Origin of the sequence: Candidatus Albibeggiatoa sp. nov. BB20 (assembly GCA_016744725.1) — a bacterium.
In the GTDB taxonomy this organism is placed as follows: domain Bacteria; phylum Pseudomonadota; class Gammaproteobacteria; order Beggiatoales; family Beggiatoaceae; genus Albibeggiatoa.
The window spans coordinates 1-11194 of sequence record JADGDW010000147.1; the positions used below are offsets into that span (position 1 = coordinate 1).

Consider the following 11194-nt stretch of genomic DNA (forward strand, 5'->3'; position numbering starts at 1 on the left):
ATTTTATACTCAACTTAAATCAGTGATGCCATATCATCCCAATACCAAAGTTTTTTAAAATAGATAACCAATTGAATTTAAATTTAAAACCCACATATATATCTCCTCCATATCCTTCTATTAATACAAGCTCCAACTAGAAATTTCCCCATTCACCCATAAATCAAAAGACATTTAATATCCATAGTTCATTGATAATTGTTCACTGATAATTGATAACTGCACGCAGTTCGTTGATAATTGTTGATTGATAACAGATAATTGTCCCTTCCACACAGGCATATAGAATAAATAGCCCTATGTTAAACATTATTACGAAAATTTTTGGTAGCCGCAATGACCGCCTTGTTAAGCGAATGTATAAAATTGTTGCGCAAATCAATGCTCTAGAACCAGATATCTCCGTTTTAAGTGACGAAGACCTGAAAGCCAAAACCGTTGAATTCCGCGAACGCTACGAAAAAGGTGAAACCCTAGACCAATTGCTACCAGAAGCCTTTGCAACAGTGCGTGAAGCAGGTAAACGTGCTTTAAACATGCGACATTTCGACGTACAGCTTATCGGCGGATTGGTATTGCACCAAGGCAAAATTGCAGAAATGCGTACAGGTGAAGGTAAAACCCTAGTCGCCACGCTTCCAGCCTATCTCAATGCCATCACAGGCAATGGTGTACATATCGTCACGGTGAATGAATATCTTGCCAAACGTGACGCAGAATGGATGAGCAAGATTTACAATTTTTTAGGATTGACGGTGGGTATCTCCATACCAGGAATGAATCCTGACGAAAAGCAAACAGCTTATTCTTCTGACATCACCTACGGTACAAATAACGAGTTCGGTTTTGATTATCTGCGCGACAATATGGCATTCAGTGCTAAAGATCGCCTACAACAACGTAAACAAAATTACGCGATTGTGGATGAGGTTGATTCGATTTTAATTGACGAAGCCAGAACACCGCTGATTATCTCAGGGCCTACTAACGATACTTCAGAATTATACAAGCAAGTTGACAAAGTCATTCCAACTCTCGTACCACAAGAGCGTGAACCGCACAAAGATGACGAGGAAGAAGTGCCCGGTGATTACTGGATGGATGAGAAGAATAAACAAATTACCATGAGTGATGATGGTCATCTCAAGGTTGAAGAATTCTTACTCAATGAAGGTATCATCAAAGAAGGTGAAAGCCTGTATGATTCTGGCAATATTATTATTGTTCACCATGTCAATGCCGCATTACGCGCTCATAAATTATTCCAACGCAATGTAGATTACATCGTCAAAGATGATGAAATTGTGATTGTTGATGAATTTACAGGGCGTACCATGTCCGGACGACGTTGGTCAGAAGGCTTACACCAAGCAATTGAAGCTAAAGAAGGTGTGCCAATTCAAAATGAAAACCAAACCTTAGCATCGATTACATTCCAGAACTTGTTCCGTATGTATGACAAACTTTCTGGTATGACGGGTACAGCAGATACCGAAGCTTATGAGTTTCAAACGATTTATGAATTGGAAGTCACCGTGATTCCAACTCATCGCGCCATGGTACGTGATGACATGTCAGATCGTGTGTATTTGACCTTAGAAGAGAAATTCAATGCGATTGAAGAAGATATTCGGGACTGTCAAAAACGGGGTCAACCCGTACTGGTCGGTACAGTAACGATTGAAACATCTGAGCATTTATCTCAATTGTTAAGCAGCGTGAACATAGAACACAAAGTCTTAAACGCTAAGTTCCACGAGCAAGAAGCGCATATTGTGTCACAAGCAGGTCGTCCGGGTTCAGTCACCATTGCAACCAATATGGCAGGCCGTGGTACGGATATTGTGCTCGGTGGGAATATAGACGAAGAAGTCAAAGCATTAGGCGAAGATGCAACTGAGGAAGAAATTCAAACCACCCGTGATGAGTGGGTTAAACGTCATGCTGCCGTATTAGAAAGTGGCGGTTTACACATTATTGGTACAGAACGCCACGAATCTCGGCGGATTGATAACCAATTACGTGGACGTTCAGGCCGTCAAGGTGATTCAGGTTCTAGCCGTTTCTATTTATCGCTTGAAGACAATTTGATGCGCATTTTTGGCTCAGAACGGGTTGCGGGCTTAATGAAAAAATTAGGCATGGAACAAGGTGAAGCTATTGAGCATCCTTGGGTCACAAAAGCAATTGAAAATGCCCAACGTAAAGTCGAGGGGCGCAACTTTGATATTCGTAAACAATTACTTGAATATGATGATGTTGCCAATGACCAACGTAAGATTATTTATCAAGAACGCAATAATTTAATGGCTGCTGATGATGTGAAAGGCTATATTCAAGACTTACGTTATGATGTGATTAACGAAGCGGTTGATGATTTTATTCCACCACAAAGTTTAGAAGAAATGTGGGATGTGGAAGGTTTGGAACAGATGTTAGAAACTCGTTTTGCGTTAAAAGCACCTGTACGCCAGTGGCTAGATGAAGACCACGAGCTATACGAAGAAACCTTGCGTGAGAAAATGATTGATGCGGCGGAAGCTGAGCACGCTGACAAAGAGTCTAGAGTTGGTAATCCACAGGTTTTACGTGATTATGAAAAAGCCGTAACGTTGCAAGTATTGGATAATTTGTGGAAAGAACATTTAGCGGCGATGGATTATTTGCGTATGGGGATTCATTTACGTGGTTTTGCGCAGAAAAATCCAAAGCAAGAGTATAAGCGTGAAGCATTTGAGATGTTCCAACATTTATTGCGTCGTTATAAGCAAGAAGTAGTTGAAGATATTTCAAAAGTTCAAGTGCAAAAGCAAGAAGAAGTGGATGCAATTGAAGCTGAACGTCGCAGTCACGCGCTAGAAATGCAGTTTAGACATGCTCAAATTGAAGGTTTAACCAATGAGTATAGTGAACAAGCTGCTCAACAGGCGGCCGCTGAAGCACAACAGAATGGCGAGGGAGATGCTACGGAACAAGCTACCCCACAACAACCTTTTGTACGACATGGTAAGAAAATTGGCCGAAATGACGCTTGTCCTTGTGGCTCAGGCAAAAAGTACAAACAGTGCCATGGTAAGTTAAATTAATCGAGTCATTGCCTCGTAATCAGGACTGTCAATTATTAAAGGGTTGGCAGTCCTAACGGGTTAAATCTCATTTTTTGCATTGAGCGGGTCAGATTGATTCACTTATGCCAATGTACGGGCTTCCACCATTAAGCGTTTCATTTCAGTAACCGCTTGATTAAATCCTGTAAAAATAGCACGTGCAACAATCGCATGGCCAATATTCAATTCACAAAATTGTGGAATTCGCGCAATCTCAGCCACATTATGATAATGCAAACCATGGCCAGCATTGACTTGTAGGCCTTGCTGTGCAGCATATTCCGCCGCTTTAATAATCCGCTTTAGTTCTTCCTGACTGCTATCCGTATCAGCAAAACATCCTGTATGAATTTCAACTACAGGTGCTTTTACAGCCACAGCAGCATCAATTTGTAGTTTATCAGGATCAATAAATAGCGAGACTTGAATACCAGCAGCGCTCAAACGCTGACAGGCTTCAGCCATTTTATCTTGTTGACCTGCGACATCTAAGCCGCCTTCTGTGGTTAATTCTTGCCGTTTTTCAGGCACAAGACACACATCATCTGGACGAGTTTTTTCAGCAAAAGCCAACATCTCCTCAGTAACCGCCATTTCTAAATTCATGCGGGTTTGTAAAATATTTTTTAACATCCGTACATCGCGTTCTTGAATATGGCGGCGATCTTCACGTAAGTGTAAGGTAATTAAGTCTGCGCCTGCTTGCTCTGCTTCAATTGCAGCTTGAATTGGGTCTGGGTAACGGGTGCCACGCGCTTGGCGTAAGGTTGCAACATGGTCGATGTTAACACCCAAATAGATCGGTTGTTTTTTCATTATTGAGATTAAACAGTAAAGTCAGTATCAATCTACAATTATCAATCAACATTGAATAATTATCAATTAATCACGAAGTGATGTTTTAAAGGAAAAGGGTGGATTATGAGACGAGTTGTATCGGTATTTCAAAAATAAAGGTTGATCCTACACCCTTTTGAGTATTACACCATATCCGACCATTCATCATTTCAAGCAATTTTTTCGCGATAAAAAGGCCTAATCCTGATGAATTCTCATTGGCTGTAGGCTGTGGTGATAAGCGTGCAAATTTATGAAAGAGCTTTTGTTGTTCCACAGTACTTAAACCCGGACCTTCATCTTGAATTTCACAGCGAATATATTGATTGACTTGGATCAGCCGAATATAGACTTTTTTATATTGAGAGGAGTATTTTACTGCATTCGAAATAATATTGTCGATAATTTGCTGCAACATATTGGCATCAACATGGGCAATTAATTCATACTCTACATTCTGAAATTCCAAGCTAATATTCTTTTCTGTCGCAGGTATTCTGTACTGATTGATTATTTTTTCTAGAATAGGCAAAACATTGGTTCGTTGAATGTTCATATTAAATTTACCAGACTCAATCGCATTGATATCTAATAAATTAGTAATTAACCCAAACATTTGGTGCGAGCTGGTTTCAATCAAACAGGTATATTCAAGGACTTCTCTAAGATTAATATCATGGCTTTCCAACGACATTTTGATTAAATTAGCCAAGCCTTCAATCGCAGATAGTGGATTTTTTAAATCATGCACTACCACTCCAAGAAATTCATTTTTCTCTCTATCTAGCTCAATTAATTTTTGATTCTTTAAATTTAATTCTTCAGTTCTTTGTTGAATTTTATATTCTAAATCAGCGTAAAATTGCTCTAACTGCCTTTGTTGGCTATATTTATACAAAGCCTCTTTAATCGTCATGCTAAAGTCAATTGATTCCCATGGCTTAGCAATATAACGGTATAAGCTACCATAATTGATTGCATTACCTATCGCTTGGGTATCAGCCTGACCTGTTAGCATAATGCTCAGTGTTTTAGGAGTTTTTTGATATACGTGTTTTAATAATTCATCCCCTTTCATATTGGGCATGATGTAGTCTGAAATCACCAATGGTATTTCATAATCGTCTTCAAGCAGTTCCTCAATAATTTCCAAAGCTTCTGCGCCATCTTCAGCCGTTTCAATCAAATAAGAATTATCTAATAATTGGATTAACTCTATTTTCAAGCTTTCCAGAATACTTTGTTCATCATCTACACATAAAATAATTTGTTTTTTCATCACAACCTAAAAATATAAGTGGAGTTGAATAAATTTACAGTTAAATAAGCGACGTATTGTACTCTAACCTATTTTCTCTATATTTTTAACAGATGTTATGCTGAATATCTCAGATTGCGAGAAACTTAATTCATTTTTCATAACCTTGCTTATATTAACATCAATAGATAACTGACTATAAGTGTTAGTCGCATCATTTGTATTAAATATAAACCAAGTAATCTTGCTATAAAATAATCGATCAACCCTGATTTTAAGTGTAATTATGTAAACTTAAAAGAAAAATTTTCAGATAAATAAAGTTTATAGCTAAATAAGACCCATGGTAGCAAGTAAAAATAAGCTGATTATTTAAGCAGACTGAAATAAAAAATCAATGAGTTAGCTCAACTCAGAATCGTTTATATCCATAATTTATGGTTTTATTTATCTAGCTATAGCAAATCTACCCTATGACAAGCCGTAATTGCAACATATTGACAAAAAAAAGGAAAAATACATAATGATGAGATAGGAGCAAGAGCATTAGAGTACATAAACAAAATCAAATGCCTGCAAAATCTTTAGAGTAATTAGTCTGTTCAACTCTAGCAATTTGATTTTAGCTTTCACTGTTTAATCGCTTAATCTGGTCAATTGAAATTGTGACTTCGCCGTATTGTGTATCTTGTGATTGTTCAACTTGTCCCAAGGCATGACCATAAACCACCTCATAAGTGACAGGTAAACCTTTCTCCGTGCGGCGGGTCTCATAAGCTTGTAGCATATTTTTAAATTTCTGTTTACCCATCAAACCTTGTGGACGTTGCGAAGTCATATTATGTGCGCCGATGGCCTTCAAACCTCGCATAATATCCTGCACCGAGTCATATTTAAAATTCAGCCAATCTACATCCATCACAGGGTTTTTTAAACCTGATTGATACAAAGCATCCCCTAAGTCGTGCATATCCAAAAAGAAATTCACATGACTATATTCATCTATCGCCGCCCAACTTTGGCGTAATTCATTCAACGTGTCAGGGCCTAAAGTCGAAAATAAGAATACGCCATCAGGCTTTAAAACTCGCGCGACTTCTTGAAATACTGCCTTAACATCACACCATTGCAAGGTTAAATTAGACATCACCAAATCCATACTTTTATCCGCAATAGGCAATTGTTCTGCATCCGCACACAGATAATTGAGTTTTGGCGCATACCATAACCAAGGCTTAGGCGCATTTTGTTGGGATTGCTCCACCATCTGATACGCAATGTCTAAACCATACACCATGGCATCAGGATAACGATGGCTTAATTGACGGCTCATCCGCCCTGCACCGCAGCCTATATCTAAAATAGTGCTAGGCGTTGTCTTAATAAAATCTAAACGCTCAATCAAATATTCTGCAATTTTTTGTTGGATAAAGGCATGTTGTTCATAATCGTTAGCTGCTTGGCTAAAGGATTGAGAAACTTTGGATTTGTCTACAGTGGGGTACGTCATGGATGCTTCTTAAAATGTGAAGTGGAGCAACGATTAAATGTCTATTATAGCAAAAATCTAAAAATGACTGCTTTGACGAACACATTGTTTTAATCAAAATCTGCTAACATTTGCCCATCAGACAACCATAATTAACAAAGGAAACATAAATGCACAGTTTATGGGTCGATGCAGACGCGAAAAAATTCAGTACAGACTTGGACTTACGAGTTTATAGCTCTCGTTTATTAGGGCAAAATCCTAATTTAGTATTACATGGTGGTGGCAATACCTCAGTTAAATCTACAGCTACTAATTTATTTGGCGAAACTGAAGAAGTGTTATACGTCAAAGGCAGCGGTTGGGATTTAGAGACGATTGAAGCGGCGGGATTTGCGCCTGTGAAACTGGATGTACTGAAACGGATGGCCGCGTTACCAGAATTAAACGACACAGCAATGGTACAAGCCCAACGTGCTGCGATATTAAATCCTAGTGCGCCAAATCCTTCGGTTGAAGCGATTTTGCACGCCATTATTCCATTTAAATTTGTTGACCATACCCATACCGATACTGTTGTGACCTTGACTAATACGCCTGATGGTTTGGAATACATTAAAGATTTATACGGCGATAAAGTATTGATTATTCCTTATGTGATGCCGGGGTTTATATTAGCGAAAAAAATCTATGAACTTAGTCAGGGAATCGATTGGCAAAACTTGGAAGGCATGATTTTGATGAATCATGGCGTATTCACCTTTGCTGATGATGCTAAAATTAGTTATGAAAATATGATTCGATTGGTTGCAGATGCTGAAATCTATTTACAAAATAAGCAAATCAAAACCCGTTTAAATGGCTCTGAAGCCGTGGATGTGGATTTATTAACATTGGCTCAAATTCGGCTGCACGTTTCTAAAGTAAAAACAAAACCTGTGATTGCACGTTTAGAAACCGATGCCGCCAGCCAACAGTTTGCAAGCTTGGATTCAGTGGCAGAGATCGCCACTCAAGGGCCTTTAACCCCAGATCATGTGATTCGTACTAAGCGTGCTCCAATATTGCTTGATACCGATATTGAGACGGCTATTGCTGATTATGTGACTGAGTACAAAGCCTATTTTGAGCGGAATAATGACGGCTCGTTGACCTGTTTAAATCCTGCTCCATGTTGGGCTGTGTGGCAGAATCGAGGTTTAATCAGTTTTGGTGGCAATTTGAAAGAAGCTAACATCATCGCTGATATTAAAGCCCATACGATAGAAGCGATTCAAAATGCAGAAAAAATTGAACAATGGCAAGCGTTACCCGAAAAAGATATTTTTGAAATGGAATATTGGGAATTAGAGCAAGCCAAGTTGAAAAAATCCAGTTCCGCGCCAGAATTTCAGGGAAAAATCGCGCTGGTAACAGGGGCTGCCAGTGGTATTGGTAAAGCTTGTGTTGACAGTTTATTGGCAAAAGGCGCAGTGGTTACAGCCTTGGATATTAATGCAGATATTGTTGAATTATTTGGAAATAAATCTGTTTTAGGAATTCAATGTGATATGTCTGACCGCACACAAGTACAACAAGCGGTGGATGCAACTGTGCGTCAATTTGGTGGTTTAGATATTATCGTCACCAATGCGGGCATTTTCCCACCAAGTGAAACGATTGAAGCGATGAATCCAGACACTTGGGACAAGAGTATCTCAATCAATTTATCCAGCCATCAGACTTTGTTGCACATTTGTGTACCGTATTTGAAACTGGGTATTGATCCTGCAGTGATTATCATGGGTTCTAAGAATGTCCCTGCACCAGGTCCAGGCGCATCAGCTTATTCAGTGGCAAAAGCAGGTTTAACTCAATTGGCTCGGGTCGCGGCATTAGAACTGGCGAAAGATAAGATTCGAGTAAATGTGCTACATCCAAACGCGGTATTTGATACGGCGATTTGGACGGATGAGGTGTTGGAAAAACGTGCTAAACATTATGGCTTGAGTGTGGAAGAGTATAAGACTAACAATTTATTACGGGTTGAAGTGACTTCGCATGATGTGGCGGAATTGGCCTGCGCGATGGCGGGTTCATTATTTGCCAAAACCACGGGCGCACAGTTACCCATTGATGGCGGTAATGAGCGAGTGATTTAATTTTATTTGAGACTGTGATGTTGTTAACATTGCAGCTTCAATCATACTGTGATTAAAAAAAGCGAACTGGATTTATGTATTCTGAAACTGAGTTAAAACAATTACATGGCCAAGATTATGTTACATATTTTGAATCGAGACAGTTAGCTGTTCGGTTTGAAAAATTATTAAGTAATGTCAAATTTGAGTCTCATTTTGATGCTGTTGATTTTGGTTGTGGTAATGGAATGCTGATGGATTTTATCATGCCACAAGTACGTTCTTATACAGGTGTTGATTTTTCTGAGCCTTTTATTGCATCTGCTTTGAAACGCAAGGCAGATTTATCTATAACTAATGCTGAATTTATTTGTACAGATATTCATCAGTTTTGCCAACAGCACCCTCAGCAGTTTGATGTGGGTTTTGCCTTGGATTTTTCAGAGCATGTTTATGATCAGGAATGGGTTAAAATTCTGAGCAGCATTAAACGTAGTTTAAAACCTAACGGTCGGTTGTATTTGCATACGCCGAATGCACGTTTTTTTATTGAGAAGATGAAAGCCCATCATTTTATTTTAAAACAGCCACCTGCACATATTGCGGTTAGGAATGTTGAGGACAATGTAAGTTTGGTTCAAGAGGCCGGGTTTAAAATTGTTGGGTTAAAGTTATTGCCACATTATAATATTTTGCGGTTTTTACATTTGATTTCATATATTCCTATTATTGGGAAATATTTTAAGGCACGTATTTTTATTGAAGCCAAGGCTTAAGAATAATATTCTCAACTTTTTTGGTATAGATATACTCCACACCGTTACAATTTGAGCTTTTTTTCTCGTTCCACGCACTTGCATCTTAATATTTTTTGTGAACGTTGGTGCGTCTCCTATCAGATTATGACGGGGTGTGTCGTCACAAGTTAAAGAGTTTCCTCAAATTCTAGTACATCTTGCATTTTTATTTCATTGGTTGCTGGCAGTGCTTTTAACAAGCTTAAAAATTTTTATCTTTGGTATAAATTTCCACAAGCTAATTCTCCAATAATAAACAGATGGCATACGACTTGAGTTTTAATGAGCAAATTGGAGAGTTGAGCATTTTGTTCGCGTAGATGGTTAATCCATACGAAAGTATCTACTAGAATCATTGGCATTCTCTACGACATGGTATTGCTTCAAGGCTAGGTTCTGTACCGCCTAATTCTGCAAGTTGTTTGGCTGCTTGGATGTTTTGTAATGAGGTATCAGAAGGTTTCAGTGACTTTACAATTTTAATTTCATCAGGGGAAAATGGCTGAGTAACCAAAAGAATTTTTCACTGGTGGTTTCGTCAATTTCTAAGGTAATGGTTTGCATGGTGTATTCTCAGTTATTTTGATATTCATAATATTAGCTCAGTCAATTCCATTCACAACCAGCGTGTTTTGAGTGGATTTCTTGAATACTATGCTATAGGCATTTTAAAGTAATTAATATTTAAAGAATTTCAGGACTGCCAGTCCTCGCACTTAAGATAGAATTGACTATACTCTATTTTTAAGCATTTATGAATTGGAGCAAAAAAGGAAACCATGATGCAACTTACAATTGAATTACCAGATAATTTAGTGACTCAATTACAAGCAAAATCTAATTTAAACGAGATTATTATTCATGCGCTTACCCAATACTTAGCAGAGCCTCAAGTTTATTCAAAAGCAGATGATTGGAAAGCATTCATTGAGCAAACATACGGATGTTTAGCAGATACACCAATAGAGAGACCTCCTCAAGGTGCACTTGAAAGTAGAGAAGATTTAGTGTGAAATATTTACTAGATACGAATGTTTGTATTGTGTTTTTGAATGAACGTTCAGAGAGGTTGAAACGGCGTTTACTTATGCAGCACAGTCACGAGCTTGCCGTTTGCTCTGTTGTGAAAGCTGAATTGTTTTATGGCGCAATGAAAAGTATCAATCCTACGAAAGCGATACAAAAACAGCATTATTTTTTGAATCATTTTATTTCTTTGCCATTTGATGATAACGCAGCACAGCATTATGGAGAAATTCGTGCAGCGTTGGCAAAGCAGGGGCAACCAATTGGTCCAAATGATTTTATGATAGCAGCCATTGCACTCTCCCATAATTTAACACTGGTTACACACAACACAAGAGAGTTTTCTCGTATACCTCATTTAACAATTGAAGATTGGGAAGCATAACTACTTTTTTTCATTCACAACGCAGCGTGTTTTGAGTGGGTTTTTCTCGTTTCATGCACCGCGTGGAATGAGCAACTAACGCACCCGCGTTTTGATTTTGTAGGACGCTAGTGCGTCTCGTGGCATGACGACATAGTGCATCGTTACGAGGGCAAATCGTCTTGGATGCTTGTGT

At 38.5% G+C, this 11194-nt stretch carries 9 protein-coding genes; 5 read left to right on the forward strand and 4 right to left on the reverse strand.

Annotated elements, in window-relative coordinates:
• The first annotated feature begins 299 nt into the window (after positions 1-299).
• Complete coding sequence (gene secA, locus ABXH34_RS14670; protein ID WP_353572635.1) at positions 300-3086, forward strand: preprotein translocase subunit SecA; 2787 nt, start codon at positions 300-302, stop codon at positions 3084-3086.
• Positions 3087-3188: 102 nt separating this feature from the next.
• Here the strand turns inward: secA and pdxJ are convergent, their stop codons facing one another.
• The 3 genes from pdxJ to bioC form a co-directional block, all read right to left on the reverse strand.
• A complete protein-coding gene (gene pdxJ, locus ABXH34_RS14675; RefSeq protein ID WP_353572636.1) occupies positions 3189-3923 on the reverse strand; it encodes a pyridoxine 5'-phosphate synthase in 735 nt (244 codons plus the stop codon).
• A 103-nt stretch (positions 3924-4026) separates the two neighbouring features.
• Complete coding sequence (locus ABXH34_RS14680) at positions 4027-5223, reverse strand: ATP-binding protein (protein WP_353572637.1); 1197 nt, start codon at positions 5221-5223, stop codon at positions 4027-4029.
• Positions 5224-5824: 601 nt separating this feature from the next.
• Positions 5825-6712: a malonyl-ACP O-methyltransferase BioC gene (bioC, locus tag ABXH34_RS14685; protein WP_353572638.1), complete on the reverse strand. Its 888-nt coding sequence runs from the start codon at positions 6710-6712 to the stop codon at positions 5825-5827.
• A 149-nt stretch (positions 6713-6861) separates the two neighbouring features.
• Here bioC and ABXH34_RS14690 point away from each other — a divergent pair, with 149 nt between their 5' ends.
• Positions 6862-8832, forward strand: a complete 1971-nt coding sequence (locus ABXH34_RS14690) for a bifunctional aldolase/short-chain dehydrogenase (protein WP_353572639.1) — start codon at positions 6862-6864, stop codon at positions 8830-8832.
• Positions 8833-8906: 74 nt separating this feature from the next.
• Positions 8907-9587 (forward strand): class I SAM-dependent methyltransferase, encoded by a 681-nt coding sequence (locus tag ABXH34_RS14695; RefSeq protein WP_353572640.1) that lies wholly within the window; start codon positions 8907-8909, stop codon positions 9585-9587.
• 373 nt (positions 9588-9960) lie between these two features.
• On the opposite strand, the gene ABXH34_RS14700 is transcribed toward ABXH34_RS14695, so the two are convergent.
• Positions 9961-10122 carry a hypothetical protein gene (locus ABXH34_RS14700; RefSeq protein ID WP_353572641.1) on the reverse strand — a complete coding sequence of 54 codons (162 nt, stop codon included), beginning with the start codon at positions 10120-10122 and terminating at the stop codon, positions 9961-9963.
• A 265-nt stretch (positions 10123-10387) separates the two neighbouring features.
• Between ABXH34_RS14700 and ABXH34_RS14705 the strand changes: the two genes are divergently transcribed.
• Together ABXH34_RS14705 and vapC are read left to right on the forward strand one after the other, a co-directional pair.
• Positions 10388-10621, forward strand: coding sequence for a hypothetical protein (locus tag ABXH34_RS14705; protein ID WP_353572642.1), 234 nt, complete (start codon positions 10388-10390; stop codon positions 10619-10621).
• Positions 10618-11019 carry a type II toxin-antitoxin system tRNA(fMet)-specific endonuclease VapC gene (gene vapC / locus ABXH34_RS14710; protein ID WP_353572643.1) on the forward strand — a complete coding sequence of 134 codons (402 nt, stop codon included), beginning with the start codon at positions 10618-10620 and terminating at the stop codon, positions 11017-11019. Before ABXH34_RS14705 ends, vapC begins: the two co-directional genes overlap by 4 nt.
• Positions 11020-11194 lie beyond the last annotated feature (175 nt).

Excerpts from the sequence above, each read along its gene's own strand:
- secA (WP_353572635.1), top strand. The coding sequence starts at position 300 with ATGTTAAACATTATTACGAAAATTTTTGGTAGCCGCAATGACCGCCTT.
- pdxJ (WP_353572636.1), bottom strand. The coding sequence starts at position 3,923 with ATGAAAAAACAACCGATCTATTTGGGTGTTAACATCGACCATGTTGCA.
- ABXH34_RS14680 (WP_353572637.1), bottom strand. The coding sequence starts at position 5,223 with ATGAAAAAACAAATTATTTTATGTGTAGATGATGAACAAAGTATTCTG.
- bioC (WP_353572638.1), bottom strand. The coding sequence starts at position 6,712 with ATGACGTACCCCACTGTAGACAAATCCAAAGTTTCTCAATCCTTTAGC.
- ABXH34_RS14690 (WP_353572639.1), top strand. The coding sequence starts at position 6,862 with ATGCACAGTTTATGGGTCGATGCAGACGCGAAAAAATTCAGTACAGAC.
- ABXH34_RS14695 (WP_353572640.1), top strand. The coding sequence starts at position 8,907 with ATGTATTCTGAAACTGAGTTAAAACAATTACATGGCCAAGATTATGTT.
- ABXH34_RS14705 (WP_353572642.1), top strand. The coding sequence starts at position 10,388 with ATGATGCAACTTACAATTGAATTACCAGATAATTTAGTGACTCAATTA.